We start from the raw sequence: 17702 nt of genomic DNA, 5'->3' as shown, positions 1-17702 counted from the left end.
TCATACTTCGGGGCTGCTTTCCACGCCCCGATGTCATCAGAGACCCGTTTCCCCAGCGACTGCAGTCTCGATGTCGTTGGCATCGGCAACGCCATCGTTGACGTTCTGGTGCAGACGGACGACGGTTTCATCGCTGAACACGGCCTCCAGAAAGGGGGCATGGCGCTGATCGATGAACAACAGGCCGAAGCTCTCTACAAGGCCAGTGGAACGGGCCTCGAGACCTCCGGTGGATCGGTCGCCAACACGATGGTGGGCATCGCGCAGCTCGGCGGACGCGCTGGCTTCATCGGCCGCGTCCGGGATGACCAGCTCGGCAGCACTTTCAGCCATGACATTAAGGCCGTTGGTGCACGCTTTGAGACCCCAGCAGCCACCAGTGGAGCCACAACGGCGCGCTGCCTGATTTACGTCACGCCCGATGCCGAGCGCACCATGTGCACCTTCCTGGGGGCGTCCACCCAATTGGAGCCCGAGGATCTCGACCTCTCCATGGTCAAACAGGCCAAGGTGCTTTACCTGGAGGGCTACCTCTGGGACAGTCCAGCCGCCAAACGGGCCTTCATCGCCGCAGCCGAAGCCTGCCGTGAAGCAGGCGGAAAGGTGGCTCTTTCTCTCTCAGACGGCTTCTGTGTGGATCGGCACAGAGCAAGTTTTCTCGAGCTGGTGAATGGCCACGTCGATGTGCTGTTCGCCAATGACGTTGAAATTCAGTCGCTCTACGAGACCGACGATTTCGACCAGGCCCTCGAGCGGGTGCGCGGCTGCTGCTCAGTGATTGCAATCACCCGTGGTGCCCAGGGGTCCGTCGTGCTGAGTGGAGACCAGCGCTGGGATATCGGCATCTTCGGCCTGGGAGATCTGGTGGACACCACGGGAGCAGGCGACCTCTATGCCGGGGGATTTCTGCATGGCTTCACCCAGGGCGAGTCACTGGAGCGCTGTGGTGAGCTCGGAGCCCTCTGCGCCGGCCAGATTGTGACCCAACTGGGGGCTCGATCCCAGGTCTCCCTCAAGCAGCTGGCGGAGACGCATCTGAACTGAGCTCAGCGATGGCCCAGGCCCCATAGGCCGGTGATGCAGTCACCGGCCAGCACAACCACTCGGGGGTGTCGTAGCTGTGCAGCTCGGAGACGGCCAAGCGCAGCGCGTCTACATGCTGAGGTGAGGTCTTGATTAGCAGTTGGACCTCATGGGACGTCTGCAGCGACCCCTCCCAGCGATAGAACGACTGAACGGGGTGGATGGACACACAGGCCACGAGATGGCGGTCCAGCAAGGCCTCTGCCAGCTGTTGGGCGCGCTTAGCGTTCGCTTCCGTGGTGAGGGCCAGCACGAGCCCACTCGCTTCAATCACGCTCAAGCCGGTCCATCAGGCTGCTGACATCCTCGACGCATTCCATCCCGTCGGGGGGGAAGGGACGCCGCAACAGCAGCAATCTCAGCCCCAGATCTGTGGTGAGTTGATGCCAGAGCTGTTCCGTCACACCACCGGACTGGCGGCAGAGCACCACGCCAATGCCCCAGCGACGGCAAAGAGACCGCTCGATCGCCCCCGGCACCTCCCCTTGCAGAGGGCGCACCACGGCCAGGTGATCCGGGGGTAGACCTGCCCGCAAGGCGGCGCGCACTCCATCGGGGGATGGAAGCGCACGGCCATAGGGGATGGCTCCGGCGCGGCAGACAGCAGCAGTCAAGGCCGGAAGATGACGGCCTCCAATGGCCAGCAGCAGGCGTTGGCCCTGGAGCGGTTGGGCCGCCAATGCATCGGCATTAGCCAGGAGAGAGGCCGCCCCCAGCGGTTCAAGGCGACGCTCAAAACGCAGCAGCGGTTGGCCGAGATCCGCACAGGCCGTGACCAGGTCATGGCTGATCTGAGCCGCAAAAGGATGCGTGGCATCCACCACCCAACGGCAAGGGCCGGTCTGATGCAGGGCTGCCTTGATTCCGCCAATGCCCTGCAGGGCACCAATCGAGATGCGCTCCACCGGCAATCCCGCGTAGGCCTTCGCTGCAGTTGCCGTCACCACACTCACGCTCACACGCCAATGGCGGCGGGAGAGCTCCTTCACCAAGCGCGGCCCATCACCGGTTCCAGCCAGCAGCAGGACACGACGCTGGTCAATCGCGGGGCCTTGCATCAGGATGTGCGCCGACACCAGCTCAAGCCATGAACCATTGCGTGCTCGAAGTGGAGGTGATCGACGCACCGACGGTTCGATACACCCAGGACAACCAGACTCCCATTGCGGAGATGGCCGTGCGCTTTGCCCCCCTTCGCGAGGGTGATCCGCCGGGTGAATTGAAAGTGGTGGGCTGGGGCAACCTGGCCCAGGAGCTGCAGAACCGTGTGCAGACCGGGCAGCGGCTGCTGATCGAAGGCCGGCTGCGGATGAACACCATGCCCCGGGGCGATGGCATGAAGGAAAAACGGGCTGAATTCACCCTGGCTCGGCTTCATCCGATCGGCGCGGCAGCCACGGGTGCAGCTCCTTCCGGCAACCCCTCAGCCCCGGCCCCCAGCCGCCAGGCCCCCGCGACTGCACCGACCAAGGTGGCGAAAGAGCCTGAACCGACCAGCTGGAATGCGGCGCCCCTCGTGCCCGACACCGACGACATCCCCTTCTGAATCAGAGGACAATCGCGGGGCGTCGCCGCTTAACGGCCCGCTTCGTCCTGCAGCTCTGAAGCTCGGGTGATCAGTTGCCCGAGCTCCCGTTCAAGGGCAGCAAGATCCAGCCGCAGCTCGGGCCAGCGTCCCCCATCAATCTGCTGCAGCAACCAGCTGCGATCACGGTCGAGCTGCTGGAGCAGATCATCCATGCCGGTCGACGATGGATCTGGCATCTGGCTCGAGGCAATGGATCTCCATCCTGATGGCCTAGAGGTCAAAATGACGATCAAGCCAAGGCCTTCATGAAGGATTTCTTCTCCCCCGGCAGCCTCGTCACCATCGCCGGAGGCGTGCTGACCGTGGTCGGTGCCACCGCTTACGCCACCGGAAGCGCCAACCTCAGCCTGCCCACGATTTTCTACGGAATCCCGATCTTGTTGGGGGGGCTGGCCCTGAAATCGTCGGAGCTCCCACCCGCCATCCGGGTAACACCGGTCAAGACGTTTCAAAAAGAACGCGAAGCTGCAGCCCCAGAACTGGGCAAATTGCTCGGCGATGTGACGCGCTGGCGCTACGGCCAGAAGGCCCACCTGGAGTCGTCGCTGGAAGCGCTCAAACTCTGGGATGAAGACACCCCCCCGCAGTTGGAAGAGATCGAAGAGCTGCATTCCGACAGCGGCTATGGCCTGCGGATGCGATTCCTGCTGGGAGCCGTTCCCCTCGAACGCTGGCAAGAGCGACAGGAGCGGCTGGGGCGTTTCTTCGCCAAGGGGATGCGAGCGGAACTCAAGGAACTGGATGAACAACGGCTGGACGTTGTTCTGCTTCCGGCAGGTGAGGCCTAAGCCATGGCCCAATCCACCCAGAACAACGATGACGCCCTCAGGGTGTCGGTGCTCAGCGAAGCCCTCCCCTACATCCAGCGCTTCGCAGGTCGGCGCATCGTGATCAAATACGGCGGGGCCGCCATGGCCCATGCCGAGCTGCGGGCTGCCGTCTTCCGCGACCTGGCTCTACTGGCCTGCGTCGGCGTCCAACCTGTGGTGGTGCATGGCGGCGGGCCCGAAATCAACCAGTGGCTTCAGCGACTGGAAATTCCCGCCGAATTCCGCGACGGACTGCGCGTCACCGACGCCGACACCATGGACGTGGTGGAGATGGTGCTGGTGGGCCGCGTCAACAAGCAGATCGTGAATGGCCTCAATCAGCTCGGCACCCGTGCTGTTGGTCTGAGCGGAAGCGACGGAAGTCTTGTGGAGGCACGCCCCTGGGGGAATGGCAGCCATGGGCTGGTGGGGGATGTTGCCCGCGTCAATCCCGATGTGCTCGAACCGCTGCTGGAGAAGGGGTATGTGCCCGTCATTTCCAGCGTTGCCGCAACCCCCGATGACGGGCGAGCCCACAACATCAATGCCGACACGGTGGCGGGAGAGCTGGCGGCGGCCCTGGAAGCCGAAAAACTGATCCTGCTGACCGACACCCCCGGCATCCTTGAAGATCGGGATGACCCCGACTCGCTGATCCGCAAACTGCGCCTCTCAGAGGCGCGACAGCTGATCGAGGACGGCGTGGTCGCAGGGGGCATGACCCCAAAAACCGAATGTTGCATCCGCGCCCTGGCCCAGGGCGTGTCAGCCGCCCACATCATTGATGGCCGGGTTCCCCATGCCCTCCTGCTCGAAGTCTTCACCGACGCCGGCATCGGCACCATGGTGGTGGGACGCGGCTAGAGGGTGAGCGAGCAGGACGCAGCACTGGACCTCTCTGAAGCGGAGGCAGCCCTGGAGCGCGGGGACTACGGCCAGGGCTTGGAGCTGCTTCTTCCCCTGGCGGAGCAACACCCGCTCAACAGCCCGGAGGGGCCGGGCCTCCGGCTCCTGATGATCACCGCCTGGATGGGCCAGGGGCAGGACGAGCAAGCCATCGCCACCTGCAGGCTGCTGAGTCGCTGCCGCGATCCCAAGTTGCGCCAGCAGGCCAAACAACTGCTCGGGGTTCTTGAAGCCCCAAGCCTGGATCGTCCAGAACGCTGGTCGATGCGGATGCCGCAACTGGAGCTGAATGGCTCCGGCAGCGGGCAGACCTCCACCATGCGGCGGCGGCGGTCGCGGCGTCCCGAACCCCCGCCACCACCACCCACGGGGCCGACGCGTTCACCGGCGGCGGGTTTCGCCGTGCTGGTGATGGCGGTTCTGCTGGGGATCACGCTGTTGCTGAGTGGTTGCGTCCGCATCGAGGCTGATCTTGACCTTCGCGGCCCGGATCGACTGGCCCTCACCTGGGACGTGCGGAGCACCCAGCAACGCCCGCTGCCCTGGCAGGAGCAATTCGAGCGAGACCTGCAACGGGAAGTGCCCGGGCTGAAGATCGAACAAACAGGCCCAGGACGCCAACAGATCAGCAGCCGTGTTGCCTCGTCGCACGAGCTGGCGCAACAGATAGCCACCGTGGTTGCCGTGGCAGGTCGCGCGGCTGGAGTCTCACTCCCGCCACCGACGCTCAAGCTCGAAGAACGCAACTGGCTGCTGGGGGTGCAGCAGCACGTGCAGCTGATGGTGGACCTCAGCGATCTGCCCGAGATCCCCGGGCTCGACGTTCATCTGAGCCTGAACCACGGGCAGGTGGAGCGCACGGCTGTTACCGGCACCACCACCGAAGTCAGCTGGCAGGGCTGGCGCTGGAATCCGCTTGGCCTGGGGGGAGTGGTGATCCTGATGCTGCTGATCAGCAGCATGGTGCTGCAGGTGGTGCGTCGGAAGCTGGGCTTTGGCTTCCCTGAACTGCCCTCCTGATCAAAGCTGCTGCGGGTCGGGATCCACAGTGAGCGCCACACCCTTAGGCAAGCCATCCCAGAGGGCCTGTCCCGGAGGCAGCGGAAGCGGGGAGCTCGCCGGACCGTGCAGCAACAGCTGCCATCGGCTTCGGCCAGCAACCCGGGCCACAGGTGCCGGAGCAGGACCCAACAACCACCAATTCTGGAGCTGACAAATCGGCCGGATCCGCTCCGCCAGCACCGCTGCCGCCGTTGCTGTTTTGCTGGGGGAATCTCCAGACAGGCGCAGCAAACAGGCACGACTGAAGGGCACCAGACCCGCCTCCTTGCGGAGGGCCACCTCCTGGGAGAGGAACGCTTCATAGCGACCATCCACCAGGTGTTGAATCACCGGGTGCTCTGGGGTGTAGGTCTGCACCAACACCTGCCCCGGTCGCTCACCTCGCCCGGCACGGCCCGCCAACTGCAACAGCAACTGCAGGGCCTGCTCTCCTGCGCGGAGATCGGGGCGGTGCAGAAGCCCATCCGCCGCGAGCACCGCCGCCAGGGTGACCCGCGGCAGATCCATGCCCTTGGCCAGCATCTGCGTGCCGATCAAGACGTCGGCCTCTCCGGCAGCGAAACGGTCCAACAGGCGTCGATGGCCATCCCGCCCCCCGGTGGAATCGCGGTCAAAGCGGAGCAAACGAAGGCCTTCGAGCTCCTGAGAGAGCAGTTCCAACACCTTCTGCGTCCCGGCCCCAAATGGCTTGAAGGCTGTGGAACCACAGTGACTGCAACGGTTCTCCAGGTCTTCACGATGGTCACACCAGTGGCAACGCAGCCACTGACGTCCGGCCTTGCTGCGGTGAACGGTGAGCGCCACATCGCAGTGGGGGCACATCACCACCTCGCCGCAACTGCGGCAGCTCAAAAAGGGGCTATATCCCCGACGAGGCACCAAAACCACAGCCTGTTCGCCCTGCTCCGGCAGCGCCGCAAGACGATCCATCAAGGCGCGACTGACCAGACGCTTGTGTCCTTCGGCCAGCTCATGGCGCATGTCGATCACATGCACAGGCGGTAGGGACTGCCGGGAAATCCGCTGGGTCAGGCGCACAAGGGTCAAGGCACCTTCGGGCCCCGTTTGAATCCAGCTCTCGAGCGACGGCGTGGCGCTGCCCAGCACAAGCCGTGCCTGTTGCATCACAACCCGGTCCAAAGCCAGGTCCCGGGCGTGATAGCAGGGCATGGGTGCGTCTTGCTTGTAAGAGCTGTCGTGCTCCTCATCCAGAACGACCAGCCCCAGCGGCTTCAAGGGCACGAACACCGCGGAGCGGGTTCCCACCACCACCAACGGCTGTTCAGCAGCAAGACAGCGGCGCCAGGTTCGAACCCGTTCGGCATCACCACAACCGCTGTGGTACTCCACGACGCGCGAGCCGAAGCGTTTGCGGCAACGGTCAACGAGTTGGGGGATCAATCCGATCTCGGGGGTGAGCAGCAGCACATGCCGACCCCGCTCCAGCTCTTGGGCAGCCAGTTGGAGGTACACCTCGGTCTTGCCGGAGCCGGTGATTCCCCAGAGCAGCAGTCCTCTCCCCGGAGAAAGCTTTTGATAAGCCTTCACCACGTCCTTCTGCTCAGCGGTCAAGGCCTGGGGAAGCTCCTGGGGGCCAGAACCAGCTGAAGAGCCCTTGTCCTCACAACGACGCTGCTCACGCACCAGGTAGCCCTGCTGGATCAGCGGCGGCAGCAATTGCGCCCCAAACCCACTGGCCACCAGGTCCCGTTGCCAAGCACCTTCGCCCTGGCCCTCCAACCAGCCCAGAAGCTCCCGCTGGCGAGGGGTGGGTGGGTTCGCTGCATCAGGGGGGACCTGGGCCTGGATCCACCACATCTGACGCCCGCCGGCCAGGGAACGCTGGCCGGCCTGACCAATCCAGCCCGATGGCAAAGCCGCCTTCAAGGTGCGGAAGACACTGAGATGGCAACGGTCCGCCACCCGCTCCAGCCAGCTATACCAATCCGAATCGACAGCAGCTCGCTGCAGGAGCGATTCCACCGGTTGCAGCTCCTGAGGATCCTGCTCAGCCCACTCCCGCTCCGCCACCACCAGTCCATGCATGGCTCGACCCCGGAGGCGCACCCGCACCAGATCTCCCGGCATCAATCCCATGCTGGGATCTGCGGCGTAACTGAAGGAGCGTCCTTCCCGCCCAGCCTCCAGCCAGACCTCAACGCATCGCCGCGAATGCGACAGGACCTTGCAAACTTCGGAAGACTTCATTAACGTGGACAGGTTGGACAGCTTCTGCCAACCCTGCGCTCGATCCAGAGGGAAGACACAGAGTCTGAAGTCAAGGTCTTGTTCCTTGCCACTTTGACCGGTCTGAGACCACCCCGGACAGCACAGACACAATCAGTCCAAGCGTTTCGTCGACTCGCGGACACCACCATCAGCCCATGAACTCCGTCTCAGCGTCAGCTGTGTCGTTCCTTTTCGCTTGAACGGAAGTTCCAGGTTCCGGCCATTGCCGTTGGTGCGTTGTTGCCGCTGTTGCATCTCCCCTCTATCCGACTTCGACTAACACCATGACCCCTGCTGCCACCAAAGCTGCCAAGCCGGACATCGTTCTTCTGGCCAATGCTGACGGCAAGGTGAAGGAAGTTGCCAAGGGTTCCGACAAAGAAGCCAAAAAAGCCCCTGCACGCCGACGAACCAGCAAGGCCAGCGCCAAGGACCTGAGCGCCGCAGCCGACGAACTGCTCGCCGCGGCCGATCAAGCCAAGGCCTCGGGAACCACCAAAAAGGCTGCAGCGAAAACCACCAAGGCCAAAACCACAACAAAAAAGGCCACCACAACCAAGAAGGCAGCCACCGCCAAGAAGACCACGACTAAATCTTCAACAGCCAAGGCATCAACAGCCAAAGCAGCGGCAGCGAAGCCAACCGCCGAGGAGAAAGCCAAAACCGCAGCTGCTGAGAAGGAAGCCAAGGCCAAAGCCCTGGCCAGCATCAAGATCGGCCCCAAAGGCGTCTACACCGAAGACTCAATCCGGGTTTATCTCCAGGAAATTGGTCGGATCCGCCTGCTGCGTCCCGACGAAGAGATTGAACTGGCCCGCAAAATTGCCGATCTCCTCTATCTCGAGGAACTGGCCGCTCAATTTGAAAGCGACAACGGCCGGGAACCCGACAACAAAGAGTGGGCGGCCTTGGTGGAAATGCCGCTCATCCGCTTCCGCCGGCGCTTGATGCTGGGCCGACGGGCCAAGGAAAAGATGGTGCAATCCAACTTGCGCCTGGTGGTCTCGATTGCCAAGAAGTACATGAATCGGGGCCTGAGCTTCCAAGACCTGATTCAGGAAGGAAGCCTTGGCCTGATTCGTGCAGCCGAGAAGTTCGACCACGAAAAGGGCTACAAGTTCTCCACCTACGCCACCTGGTGGATTCGCCAGGCCATCACGCGCGCCATCGCCGACCAGAGCCGCACCATCCGCCTGCCGGTGCACCTCTACGAAACGATCTCCAGGATCAAGAAGACCACCAAGGTTCTCTCCCAGGAATTCGGCCGCAAGCCAACGGAAGAGGAAATCGCGGAATCGATGGAAATGACCATCGAAAAACTGCGCTTCATCGCCAAGAGCGCCCAGCTGCCGATCTCCCTGGAGACCCCCATCGGCAAGGAAGAGGATTCCCGCCTGGGTGATTTCATCGAAGCTGACATCGAAAATCCCGAGCAGGATGTTGCCAAGAACCTGCTTCGCGAAGACCTTGAAGGTGAGTTGGCCACCCTCAGCCCCCGTGAGCGCGATGTGCTGCGCCTGCGCTATGGCTTGGACGACGGGCGGATGAAGACTCTCGAGGAAATTGGTCAGATTTTTGATGTGACCCGTGAACGGATCCGTCAGATCGAAGCCAAGGCCCTGCGCAAATTGCGCCACCCCAACCGCAATGGGGTTCTAAAGGAATACATCAAGTGAGCCAGCACTGGGCCCGTGAGCAAACGGTCACGGGAGTAATACATAAGTTCATTCCCCCTAGCTGAATGGAGCAGAGGGCTCCTATAAGAGTGCTTGAGGGAATTGAGACGCCCTCCTCACACGGAAGAGATCAAACCCCAGTCCATGACTGGGGTTTTCCTTTAGTAAATAGAAAGAGACCGTGCCACAGGTTCACGGGTTTGCATCGAAGGTCTCCGTGAATTCCTGAAATGCACGCTTCAGGCGCTCCACCGGAGTTTCCTCCAAAGGACACTCCTGGCGAGTTTCAAGTGCATAGGCCTGGAGCAGGCGAGCATCCGGTTCGAGCACGGAAGCAACCGCCCCCTTGAACAGCACCAGATTGTGCTGCGACGTCAGCCCCTCCAGGTAAGGCTGAAGCAGCCAACTGGGCTGAGCTTCGTGTGAGGCATCTACGGCTGAACGCACCAGACGGGGCCGCAGCAATTGATACGCGTGATCTCCATCGCGATCGGTGGTGTGGCGCAGCCGAGCCATCAACACATCGCCACTGCACAACAGGATCAGACGGATGGAACCCTCAGCCACCAGGGGGAGCATGGGCTCCTGCTCTTGCGAGTCGGGGGCAACAGAGCCAATTGCTCCGGCCTGACGAACGCCATTGACGACGGGTCCGGGCATGACTGCGCTGCAATGCCCTCAAATGTTAAGCGTTCTTCATAAAGAGATCTTCCCTTTCGAAGCTTCACAACCTCGTGAAGGCGAACCAAAGAATCCAAGGCCAAAAGCGTAGGCTGGGCGGCTGATTCGCCCTTTCCATGGCCCTCACCGAACTGCGCATCGCCTCACGACGCAGCCAGCTGGCCATGGTGCAAACCAACTGGGTGAAAGCGGAACTGGAGAAGGCCCATCCAGGCCTGAAGATCACGGTGGAAGCCATGGCCACCCAGGGCGACAAGATCCTGGACGTCGCCCTGGCGAAGATCGGCGACAAGGGCCTATTCACCAAGGAACTGGAAGCCCAGATGCTGGTGGATCGTGCGGACATCGCCGTCCACTCGCTGAAAGACCTGCCCACCAACCTTCCTGAGGGGCTGATGCTCGGCTGCATCACCGAACGGGAAGACCCGGCCGATGCCCTGGTGGTGAATGCCAAGAACCAGGCCTACAAACTCGACACCCTTCCCGAAGGCTCTGTGGTGGGCACAAGCTCCCTGCGCCGTCTGGCTCAGCTGCGTCACCACTACCCCCACCTGATCTTCAAGGACGTTCGGGGGAACGTGATCACCCGGCTGGAGAAATTGGATAGCGGCGATTACGACTGCCTGATCCTGGCTGCGGCAGGCCTGGGCCGGCTTGGCTTCGGCGATCGGATCCACCAGCTGATCCCCGGCGACATCTCTCTGCACGCCGTTGGTCAGGGCGCCCTGGGGATTGAATGCGTTGAAGGCAAGCCCGAAGTGCTTGAGGCGATCAAAGTGCTGGAGCACACCCCCACCTCCCAGCGCTGCCTGGCCGAACGCGCTTTCCTGCGGGAACTGGAAGGTGGCTGCCAGGTGCCCATCGGCGTGAACACCCGCTTCGAAGGTGATCAACTGATCCTCACCGGGATGGTGGCCAGCCTTGATGGCAAACGTCTGATCCGCGACCAGGCCAGTGGCGCAGCAAGCGACGCCGAAGCCATCGGCATCGCTCTGGCCAACACCCTCAAAGGTCAGGGTGCTGGCGAGATCCTCAAAGAGATCTTCGACACCGTCCGCCCGGAAGCCTGATCAACTGCGAATTTCCAGACGCGTTCCCACATCCACAGCATCAAACAGCTGCCGGATGTGGCTGTTGAGCATGCGAACGCAGCCCAGGCTGACGGCCGCGCGAATCTGAACCCAGTGCGGCCACGCCGTTCCATGGATCCCAAACTCACCGCGGCCATTGCGGTGAAAAGCCATGTAGCGATCACCAATCGGACTGCTGGGTCCGCGCAGCTCCCGCCACTGACCCGACTTATGGGTCACATAGATCGGATTGACCTTCTTGTTGAGGATGGCGAATTCCCCTTTTGGGGTGGGGGGTTTTGGGATCTCCGATCGCCACAGGCCAGGCCCCAAGCTGCTGCTCGCCCCGCATGAGGGTGATCTGTCGCTTGCCGAGGTCAAGCACGATGCGCGACGCATGAGCGGGTTGCCGCAAGGCCAGCTCAACAGGTTCAGCAGCAAGGCATGGAGCAACAGACCCAGCCAACAGGCCAGCCAACAGCGCCGGCATCAATGACCACTTCATGAGACGCACAAGACCCACTAGTCTCAACGTATTCATTGCTGCGAGAAAAAACAGCAGCAGCCTTGGAGCTGAACTCTTCAGAATCTCTTTGGTCTCATGGTCGAGACCAAAGAGCCGACTTCGTCCTCCTTCAGCTCTGTTGTCTCACGAGAGGTGTCCATCCCAATCGAAGGATCTTCGATGCTGCTGAGCCGGACGCTGAGCCATGAAAAAGGCGGGGGAGTGTCCCCCGCCTGATCAGCAGTCGATCGCAAACGCTTTCAGTCGACCAACTTGGGATCAATCTCAGCCATGTAGCGAGCCTCGCAGCTCTTGATAATCTCAACGGCCTTTTCAGTGCCGAAGAAACCGTTCACCGAGCAGGTGCCAGGCTTCTTCAGATCCTTGTAGTGCTCCCAGTAATAGGTGGTCTCTTTCTTCCAGTGCTCACCGAGATCTTCCCAGCTCTTGATGTGATCCATGCGCTTGTCGTCGGCAAGCACAGCGATCACCTTGTCGTCGACTTCACCACCGTCGTCGAAGGTCATCACGCCGATGATGCGGGCTTCCACAATCGAACCGGGAATCAATGGCTCGGTGACACCAACGATTTCGATGTCGAGGGGATCGCCATCTTCATCCCAGGTGCGGGGAATGCATCCGTAGGCGAAGGGATAAGCCAGCGAGGAGTAACCAACGCGGTCCAGCTTGAGATGGCCGGTTTCGGTGATCAGCTCGTACTTGTTGATCGTGTTGGAGTTGAGCTCCACGATCGTGTTGAGACGAAGTTCGGCTTCATCAGCGAAGGCCGGCAGCACGTGCAGCAGGTTGGGCATGCTGCGGCTGGGTGCCTGATCGAGGTTGGCCATAAACGGCGATGGACAGCGCGGCGCATCCTACGGGCCGCCTCAGCCCGTCGAGTTGCACGCGGCTAGGGGGCCGGTTGCAGCCGATCAAGCTTGTTCTCCAGATAGTCGAGGAAGGCATCGGTGCTCAGGGGCCGACCGGTGACCCTTTCCACCAGTTGATCGGCATTCACACTGCGTCCGAGCGGGTGAACGTGCTCACGCAGCCAAACCAGCAAGGGCGTGACATCGCCGCGCTCCACATGCTCCTCCGGAGACCCGATGGCCTCCGCCATCGCTTCGCTCAACTGTGCACTGATCAAGTGCCCTAACAGATACGAGGGGAAATAGCCAAACAGGCCTTCACTCCAGTGCACATCTTGAAGGCATCCCTCGGCATCGTTCATCGGCCGCACCCCCAGGAGTTCCTGATAGCGCCGGTTCCATTCGTCTGGGAGATCGTTCACCGCCAAACCCTGCTCCAGCAGAGCAATCTCGAGATCCGTGCGGATCAGGATGTGCAAGCCATAGCTGAGTTCATCAGCCTCCACCCGGTTCAAACCAGGCGCCATCGGATTCATCGCCTGCCACATGTCCTGGGTTCCGCTGAAGGGAGCCCCCACCTGCGCAAAACGCTTCCACCACTGCTCTGCGAACGGACGGCTCCGGGCAACACGGTTCTCCCAGAACAGCGACTGACTTTCATGCACCGCCATCGAAGTGGCCTGTCCCAGAGGCCAGGCGAACCATTGGTGGCTCTGGTCCGGCAACCCCTGTTCATAGAGGGAGTGGCCCCATTCATGGGCCGTAGCCAGGAAGCACGACAAGGGCTGGCCAGGCACCACACGCGTGGTGATGCGGTAATCGGCCGGTCCCAACGTGATCGAGAAGGGGTGAGGCGAACGTGCCATGCAGGTGATGGCGGGATTACGGCCCCAGGCACCGAGCAGCTCATCACAGAGATCTTGCTGGCTGGACTCCTCGAGATCCCAGTCCGCTGATCGTGGGCGTGGCCGGGTGGATGCCTGAGCAACCAATTGCGGCAACCGTTGTCGTAACGGAGCAAACAAGGCCTCGAGACGCTCCAGACGCAGATCCGGTTCGAAGGGTTGCGCCAGGGTCTCCCAACAGGAGCGCGGCTCATCCAGCTGTTTGGCCTGCTCCTGACGCAAATCAATCAGGGTCTGAAGCGCCGGTGCGAAGAGGCTGAAATCAGAGGCCGATCGAGCCTGCTGCCACCGGTTGTACCCCTCGGCCTTGGCCTTGGCCAAGGCGGCAACGAGGGCTGGATCGAGGGACTGCTGCCGCTGCAGGTCCTGTTCCAGCAGATCAAGATTGCGGCCCTGCTCAGGGCATCGCTCAGCGGAATTCCAATGCTGACGCGCTGCGGCCAGCAGATCCGCATAGGCCGCAGAGCTCTGACGAGCATGAAGCTGGGTCGCCAGCAGCGTGAGCTGCTCACCCCGCCAGGACGCCCCGGCAGAAGGCATGCGGGTGTTCTGGTCCCAATACAGGGTGCTCTGAATCGAGCCGAGCAGCTGCGTCTCTCTTAGATGGGCTCCCAGCTGCCCCCAAGCCGTTGCGGCAGAAGCCATCTCGCCCCCTTTTCCATCACCCTAACGACACCTGGAGTGGCATCGAAGCAGCGATGCAGGCCATGGTGAAGCGGTTCAGACGTTCTGGACCCATGCGCCGATTGATGCTGCAGCTGGCCCTGGGGATCGCCCTGCCCATGGCTCTCTGGCCGCTCAAGCTGATCTACCGACAACCGCAGACCGTTCGATAGGAACCGGTCAGTTCAGCTCACAGCGCCCTTGGCACAGGGTCTCAAGGTCGGCGCGCCCGGTGATCTGAAGCCGCCGGGCGGCCCAAATCCCATAGACCCAATCGACCACGCTGCCGATCAAAGGCCAGCGGGTCGGTGCGTAAAGCCACCCCAGACCAATCAGGCGATACGCCTCACGGAAGACGGCCACATCCCGCAGCACCTCCCCGGAGCCTGTGATGGCATGAATGCGGCCCATGGCCACCCGGTAACTGATGCCGGCATGGGCCGCTGCGTCGTAATCAGAGGCATCAATGTCGACAAAAGCCAGCCGGGCCTGACGGTCACGCTGCTGCAGAAAGCGAACTTCGCGCACACACAACGGACAACCTCCGTCAAACAGCAGGGTCAGATCGGGGGCAGATGGGCTGGCCATGGACTCAGACGGTGCTGCAGCACGCAAAGTAAGGAAAGAACGCTGGAGAGCGGTGGGCGTGCAGCAGATCCTGCATCAGATGACAGTGGCAACCCCGGGAAGAGGATTCACCCGACTGGACGGGCGGTTGAACACCTGGATCCGCAGCACGGGTCTGGACCAGGGCTTTCTGCATCTCACCTGCCTGCACACCAGCGCCAGCCTCACCATCAACGAGAACGCCGATCCACGGGTGCTGCAGGACCTGGATGCATGGATAGCCGATGGGATAGATGTCAGGGTCGCGTATGCGCAGATTGATTGCGCTGCAGTCGTTCTGGATAGGTCACAAGGTGGTTAGGAATCCGCAACTGATTCATGCCTCTAACCCTGAACACAAGACCGCCACAGCAGAACGTCCGCGTTACGACCGACCTTGATCGTGCCACTGCGGATCGCGTTGGCACCGTCATCGCCCGTATGCAGTGCACCCGTGCTGAGTTCATCCGCGCTCTGGTCCACGCCTATCTCCAAGAGCAGGAGCAAGTGTGATGGCAAAAAAAATCGCGCCGACCCCTCGGCCCAGCGCGACTCGCGGAAAACACCACCCCCCTATTTTCGCGGCGTCTAAACGGTCTTCTCAGACAGTTCCTTGGCTCCTGAGTGGAGAGAAATCGCGTAATTGCGAGCGGTATTTCAACGAAACGCTGGAAGATTTCTGGCCTGCACGACTCCCAGACGGTCTGACCAAAGAGCAGCAGAGGACTTGGAAGCTTTCATTCCTCGCCTACTGGCTGCGTGACGCTCACGGGAGGCGGATCAATGGCTGAAAACAAGTCCGCACCTGAGCCGTTTTGGCCCGCAGAAAAGGTCCAAGCCGTCGCCGAAAAGCTCTACAGGGAAATGGCGCCGTTGATGAAGACGGAGGGTGAGCTGCTGCTTGCTCACACCGTTTCTGAGCTGATGGCGGCGCACTTTCAAATTGTTGAGGCGTTGATGGCCGCCCGTCGTGCTGATGAGTCGGCATGCGACCTCAGCAATGCGTTGAAAAATCAGTTCAACGTGCAGATGGATGGCGTCAGCCGTCGTCTGGAAGAGCTTGAGAAGCGGCGGCGCAGGCCGCTTTGAGCCATGCAGACATCAAGTCCTGCGCGGCCCTGCCCGTGTTGCGGGAGAACGCGCGATAGCGACTGCCGCTGGAACGACACCACGATCCTTTGCCATCAGGGCCAGTCACATGGCCCTCCATCGCATCTCAAGCGCGGCGACACCATCAATATCGGTGGCAAGCAGTGGGCCGTCATCCGCTTTGACGGCGGTTTTGCTGGCTGCGCCATGGTCCTCAAGCCGCATCGCGGCAAGGCCCGCTCACGCGCTTACAGCCGTCTTCTGGGGGCCACAGCGCCCCCGATGGACAAGGTCGGTCGCCTTGCTGCCGAGGAGATTGAAAAGGCCATCGCTGACATTGACCGCGCTTTAGCGGTCCCGCCGTTTGAGTTTTTGCGGCCCGATGAGATGCGCAGGGACTTTGCGCTGGCGTTGGAGACCTATGAGGCGACCAATGCCTTCCGAAAAACCGTCGGCAAGTTGGCCCGCTCGCGGCCCTGCCTACGGGAAAGAAAAGCCGTTCTTGACCGTGCGTTGAAAACGCTCTGGTGGATGTGCAGAGCGGTGGAGGAGTTCCGCCGCAACGAGCTGGGCGAGTGCAACCAGTTCGGAGAACCAATCGCTTGCAGACCGTCCAAGGAGACAGGAAATGGATGACCCCAGAGAGTTTTTAAAAGAGGCCGCCGCCGCCGAAGAACCAGAAGTCTTTGGTCACTTGCGAGCCGAGATGACTTGTATACGAGCGAGCCTTCCTGCCGAGGGGACCCCCCTTGGGGATGTAGGAAAAGTCCACCCCCTTGGGGATGTAGGGAAAGTCCCGAGCGCGGCGGACTTTCTCAAGGACAAAGAACCAGACGACTGGTTGATTGATCAATTCGGCATGCGCGGCTCACTGGTCGTCCTTGGCGGGGCAACAGGAGCCAGCAAAAGCACGTTGGTTTACGGGATGGCTCAAGCCATCAGTGAGGGCAGCGTCTGGGGCGGCCAGCTCAATTGCAAGCAAGGCAAGGCTCTGGTGATTCAGAGCGATGAGAGCGAGAGAAACGCGCAGCGCAAGCTGCAGGTGATGGACATGGATCCGCCGAGCTTTGACCTGCTCACCGACATGCCTGAGCTGGACCTAGCCCGCTTGGAAGCGTTGCAGCAGGCCAACGGCTACGACGCGATCTTCATGGACTCAATCACCACCCTGCTTGGCATGTGTGGTGACGGGCCAAAGATGACTGATGTGGAATTTGGCGCCGCCATCTACAGGCTCAACAAATGGGCTGATGAGGCGAATGTCCTTGTGGTGATGACTTGCCATCTGCGCAAGCAAGCCAGAGACGCCACAAACAACAACGTCAGGATTGGCGACATGTATGGCGCTGGCAGTCAGACGTGGGCTGCCAGTGATGTGTGGGCTCTTTGGAAAGTTGAAGACAACGACCCCAGCTACGACACCCACTTGATGCTGCGGTGCCTCAAGGGAAGGTTTTGCGAGATAGATACCGCTTGGCACCTTGATGGCTGCAAGGAGGATTTCTCGCACCGTGTTGTCGGTGTTGTTGATCCTTCAGACCTGCTGCCGCTGAAAGCGGTTGCGGTTAAGGAACAAGCTCTCGCCCTGATCGTCGGCAGTGGCAAGCAATGGACCATCAAGGACATCAGCCAAGGCATCAACTGCAATCACGAGCATGCGCGCCGCACGATGCAATCACTGTGGTGTGAACACCAAATTGCGAGGCGCAAGTTGCCATCTACTGGCGGTCGTCCTCTTTATGCCTACACAGAGAAGGACTTTTCCTACACCCCCAACACCCCCCCCACTGATCGGTAACAACAGCGCCAATCGTTTGTGACTAGCTAAAAGCTCGTCACCAGTTAGTTACCCATGAATAAGTCTCAGATGCTGATCGCATTTCTTGCGTTCGGTGCTTCTGCAAGTTCCATGGTCGCTTGGAGATTTGCTGACTCAAAGCTTTGGAGAGAGGAGCGATGAT

The 17702-nt window shown here is 61.3% G+C and carries 20 protein-coding genes and 1 pseudogene; 12 read left to right on the top strand and 9 right to left on the bottom strand.

All coding sequences use genetic code 11. The annotated features are described in order from the left end of the window. Window positions 1–30 precede the first annotated feature (30 nt). Window positions 31–1044 (top strand): adenosine kinase, encoded by a 1014-nt coding sequence (locus SynTAK9802_RS03550; protein ID WP_186497301.1) that lies wholly within the window; start codon window positions 31–33, stop codon window positions 1042–1044. Here the strand turns inward: SynTAK9802_RS03550 and cutA are convergent. Together cutA and SynTAK9802_RS03540 are read right to left on the bottom strand one after the other, a co-directional pair. After that, a complete protein-coding gene (cutA, locus tag SynTAK9802_RS03545) occupies window positions 1013–1357 on the bottom strand; it encodes a divalent-cation tolerance protein CutA (RefSeq protein ID WP_186497982.1) in 345 nt (114 codons plus the stop codon). The two genes, SynTAK9802_RS03550 and cutA, sit on opposite strands and share 32 nt — an antisense overlap. Then, window positions 1350–2141 (bottom strand): precorrin-6A/cobalt-precorrin-6A reductase, encoded by a 792-nt coding sequence (locus SynTAK9802_RS03540; protein WP_186497981.1) that lies wholly within the window; start codon window positions 2139–2141, stop codon window positions 1350–1352. The genes cutA and SynTAK9802_RS03540 overlap by 8 nt, the downstream gene beginning before the upstream one ends. 29 nt (window positions 2142–2170) lie before the next feature. On the opposite strand from SynTAK9802_RS03540, the gene SynTAK9802_RS03535 reads away from it, so the two are divergent. After that, the gene (locus SynTAK9802_RS03535) at window positions 2171–2629 is read left to right on the top strand and encodes a single-stranded DNA-binding protein (protein WP_186497300.1); all 459 of its coding nucleotides are present in this window, start codon (window positions 2171–2173) and stop codon (window positions 2627–2629) included. 29 nt (window positions 2630–2658) lie between these two features. On the opposite strand, the gene SynTAK9802_RS03530 is transcribed toward SynTAK9802_RS03535, so the two are convergent. After that, on the bottom strand, window positions 2659–2823 hold the full coding sequence (locus SynTAK9802_RS03530) for a hypothetical protein (RefSeq protein ID WP_006849944.1): 165 nt from the start codon (window positions 2821–2823) through the stop codon (window positions 2659–2661). Window positions 2824–2916: 93 nt separating this feature from the next. Here SynTAK9802_RS03530 and SynTAK9802_RS03525 point away from each other — a divergent pair, with 93 nt between their 5' ends. The 3 genes from SynTAK9802_RS03525 to SynTAK9802_RS03515 are packed head-to-tail and all read left to right on the top strand — an operon-like array spanning window position 2917 to window position 5406. After that, window positions 2917–3459, top strand: coding sequence for a DUF2854 domain-containing protein (locus tag SynTAK9802_RS03525; protein ID WP_115132127.1), 543 nt, complete (start codon window positions 2917–2919; stop codon window positions 3457–3459). A gap of 3 nt (window positions 3460–3462) precedes the next feature. After that, a complete protein-coding gene (gene argB, locus SynTAK9802_RS03520) occupies window positions 3463–4344 on the top strand; it encodes an acetylglutamate kinase (RefSeq protein ID WP_114987976.1) in 882 nt (293 codons plus the stop codon). A gap of 3 nt (window positions 4345–4347) precedes the next feature. Then, window positions 4348–5406: a DUF3153 domain-containing protein gene (locus SynTAK9802_RS03515; protein WP_186497297.1), complete on the top strand. Its 1059-nt coding sequence runs from the start codon at window positions 4348–4350 to the stop codon at window positions 5404–5406. Here SynTAK9802_RS03515 and priA read toward each other — a convergent pair whose 3' ends face one another. After that, window positions 5407–7656 (bottom strand): primosomal protein N', encoded by a 2250-nt coding sequence (gene priA / locus SynTAK9802_RS03510; RefSeq protein ID WP_186497296.1) that lies wholly within the window; start codon window positions 7654–7656, stop codon window positions 5407–5409. Between the two features lie 305 nt (window positions 7657–7961). Between priA and rpoD the strand changes: the two genes are divergently transcribed. After that, window positions 7962–9353 carry an RNA polymerase sigma factor RpoD gene (gene rpoD, locus SynTAK9802_RS03505; protein ID WP_186497295.1) on the top strand — a complete coding sequence of 464 codons (1392 nt, stop codon included), beginning with the start codon at window positions 7962–7964 and terminating at the stop codon, window positions 9351–9353. Window positions 9354–9545: 192 nt separating this feature from the next. On the opposite strand, the gene SynTAK9802_RS03500 is transcribed toward rpoD, so the two are convergent. Further along, window positions 9546–10013, bottom strand: a complete 468-nt coding sequence (locus SynTAK9802_RS03500) for a hypothetical protein (RefSeq protein WP_186497294.1) — start codon at window positions 10011–10013, stop codon at window positions 9546–9548. Window positions 10014–10150: 137 nt separating this feature from the next. On the opposite strand from SynTAK9802_RS03500, the gene hemC reads away from it, so the two are divergent. Continuing rightward, the gene (gene hemC / locus SynTAK9802_RS03495; protein WP_114987981.1) at window positions 10151–11104 is read left to right on the top strand and encodes a hydroxymethylbilane synthase; all 954 of its coding nucleotides are present in this window, start codon (window positions 10151–10153) and stop codon (window positions 11102–11104) included. Here the strand turns inward: hemC and SynTAK9802_RS12520 are convergent, their stop codons facing one another. The 4 genes from SynTAK9802_RS12520 to SynTAK9802_RS03475 all read right to left on the bottom strand — a co-directional run bounded on the left by SynTAK9802_RS12520 (window position 11105) and on the right by SynTAK9802_RS03475 (window position 14634). Continuing rightward, window positions 11105–11437 carry a L,D-transpeptidase gene (locus SynTAK9802_RS12520; protein ID WP_255487834.1) on the bottom strand — a complete coding sequence of 111 codons (333 nt, stop codon included), beginning with the start codon at window positions 11435–11437 and terminating at the stop codon, window positions 11105–11107. It lies immediately after the preceding gene. A 432-nt stretch (window positions 11438–11869) separates the two neighbouring features. Beyond that, window positions 11870–12457: an inorganic diphosphatase gene (locus SynTAK9802_RS03485; RefSeq protein WP_114987983.1), complete on the bottom strand. Its 588-nt coding sequence runs from the start codon at window positions 12455–12457 to the stop codon at window positions 11870–11872. Between the two features lie 62 nt (window positions 12458–12519). After that, complete coding sequence (locus SynTAK9802_RS03480) at window positions 12520–14028, bottom strand: carboxypeptidase M32 (RefSeq protein ID WP_186497292.1); 1509 nt, start codon at window positions 14026–14028, stop codon at window positions 12520–12522. Window positions 14029–14226: 198 nt separating this feature from the next. Next, window positions 14227–14634 carry a thiol-disulfide oxidoreductase DCC family protein gene (locus tag SynTAK9802_RS03475; RefSeq protein ID WP_114987985.1) on the bottom strand — a complete coding sequence of 136 codons (408 nt, stop codon included), beginning with the start codon at window positions 14632–14634 and terminating at the stop codon, window positions 14227–14229. A gap of 52 nt (window positions 14635–14686) precedes the next feature. On the opposite strand from SynTAK9802_RS03475, the pseudogene SynTAK9802_RS03470 reads away from it, so the two are divergent. The 5 genes and pseudogenes from SynTAK9802_RS03470 to SynTAK9802_RS03450 form a co-directional block, all read left to right on the top strand. After that, window positions 14687–14935, top strand: a pseudogene (locus SynTAK9802_RS03470) (YjbQ family protein); the annotation flags it as partial. A gap of 56 nt (window positions 14936–14991) precedes the next feature. Continuing rightward, window positions 14992–15165 carry a hypothetical protein gene (locus SynTAK9802_RS03465; RefSeq protein WP_186497290.1) on the top strand — a complete coding sequence of 58 codons (174 nt, stop codon included), beginning with the start codon at window positions 14992–14994 and terminating at the stop codon, window positions 15163–15165. 270 nt (window positions 15166–15435) lie between these two features. Then, window positions 15436–15741 carry a hypothetical protein gene (locus tag SynTAK9802_RS03460; protein WP_186497288.1) on the top strand — a complete coding sequence of 102 codons (306 nt, stop codon included), beginning with the start codon at window positions 15436–15438 and terminating at the stop codon, window positions 15739–15741. Window positions 15742–15744: 3 nt separating this feature from the next. Next, window positions 15745–16377 (top strand): hypothetical protein, encoded by a 633-nt coding sequence (locus SynTAK9802_RS03455; RefSeq protein ID WP_186497286.1) that lies wholly within the window; start codon window positions 15745–15747, stop codon window positions 16375–16377. Then, window positions 16370–17539 carry an AAA family ATPase gene (locus tag SynTAK9802_RS03450; protein WP_186497283.1) on the top strand — a complete coding sequence of 390 codons (1170 nt, stop codon included), beginning with the start codon at window positions 16370–16372 and terminating at the stop codon, window positions 17537–17539. The genes SynTAK9802_RS03455 and SynTAK9802_RS03450 overlap by 8 nt, the downstream gene beginning before the upstream one ends. Window positions 17540–17702 lie beyond the last annotated feature (163 nt).

Origin of the sequence: Synechococcus sp. TAK9802, assembly GCF_014279535.1 — a bacterium.
Lineage (GTDB): Bacteria > Cyanobacteriota > Cyanobacteriia > PCC-6307 > Cyanobiaceae > Parasynechococcus.
The sequence above is the reverse complement of the archived record's forward strand: the minus strand, read 5'-3'. Positions and strand labels throughout refer to the sequence as shown.

What these genes read in the sequence shown, in the direction of transcription:
- SynTAK9802_RS03550 (WP_186497301.1), top strand. Translation starts at nt 31, where the DNA reads ATGTCATCAGAGACCCGTTTCCCCAGCGACTGCAGTCTCGATGTCGTT.
- SynTAK9802_RS03540 (WP_186497981.1), bottom strand. Translation starts at nt 2,141, where the DNA reads ATGCAAGGCCCCGCGATTGACCAGCGTCGTGTCCTGCTGCTGGCTGGA.
- SynTAK9802_RS03535 (WP_186497300.1), top strand. Translation starts at nt 2,171, where the DNA reads ATGAACCATTGCGTGCTCGAAGTGGAGGTGATCGACGCACCGACGGTT.
- SynTAK9802_RS03530 (WP_006849944.1), bottom strand. Translation starts at nt 2,823, where the DNA reads ATGGATGATCTGCTCCAGCAGCTCGACCGTGATCGCAGCTGGTTGCTG.
- SynTAK9802_RS03525 (WP_115132127.1), top strand. Translation starts at nt 2,917, where the DNA reads ATGAAGGATTTCTTCTCCCCCGGCAGCCTCGTCACCATCGCCGGAGGC.
- argB (WP_114987976.1), top strand. Translation starts at nt 3,463, where the DNA reads ATGGCCCAATCCACCCAGAACAACGATGACGCCCTCAGGGTGTCGGTG.
- priA (WP_186497296.1), bottom strand. Translation starts at nt 7,656, where the DNA reads ATGAAGTCTTCCGAAGTTTGCAAGGTCCTGTCGCATTCGCGGCGATGC.
- rpoD (WP_186497295.1), top strand. Translation starts at nt 7,962, where the DNA reads ATGACCCCTGCTGCCACCAAAGCTGCCAAGCCGGACATCGTTCTTCTG.
- SynTAK9802_RS03500 (WP_186497294.1), bottom strand. Translation starts at nt 10,013, where the DNA reads ATGCCCGGACCCGTCGTCAATGGCGTTCGTCAGGCCGGAGCAATTGGC.
- hemC (WP_114987981.1), top strand. Translation starts at nt 10,151, where the DNA reads ATGGCCCTCACCGAACTGCGCATCGCCTCACGACGCAGCCAGCTGGCC.
- SynTAK9802_RS03485 (WP_114987983.1), bottom strand. Translation starts at nt 12,457, where the DNA reads ATGGCCAACCTCGATCAGGCACCCAGCCGCAGCATGCCCAACCTGCTG.
- SynTAK9802_RS03480 (WP_186497292.1), bottom strand. Translation starts at nt 14,028, where the DNA reads ATGGCTTCTGCCGCAACGGCTTGGGGGCAGCTGGGAGCCCATCTAAGA.
- SynTAK9802_RS03475 (WP_114987985.1), bottom strand. Translation starts at nt 14,634, where the DNA reads ATGGCCAGCCCATCTGCCCCCGATCTGACCCTGCTGTTTGACGGAGGT.
- SynTAK9802_RS03465 (WP_186497290.1), top strand. Translation starts at nt 14,992, where the DNA reads ATGCCTCTAACCCTGAACACAAGACCGCCACAGCAGAACGTCCGCGTT.
- SynTAK9802_RS03460 (WP_186497288.1), top strand. Translation starts at nt 15,436, where the DNA reads ATGGCTGAAAACAAGTCCGCACCTGAGCCGTTTTGGCCCGCAGAAAAG.
- SynTAK9802_RS03455 (WP_186497286.1), top strand. Translation starts at nt 15,745, where the DNA reads ATGCAGACATCAAGTCCTGCGCGGCCCTGCCCGTGTTGCGGGAGAACG.
- SynTAK9802_RS03450 (WP_186497283.1), top strand. Translation starts at nt 16,370, where the DNA reads ATGGATGACCCCAGAGAGTTTTTAAAAGAGGCCGCCGCCGCCGAAGAA.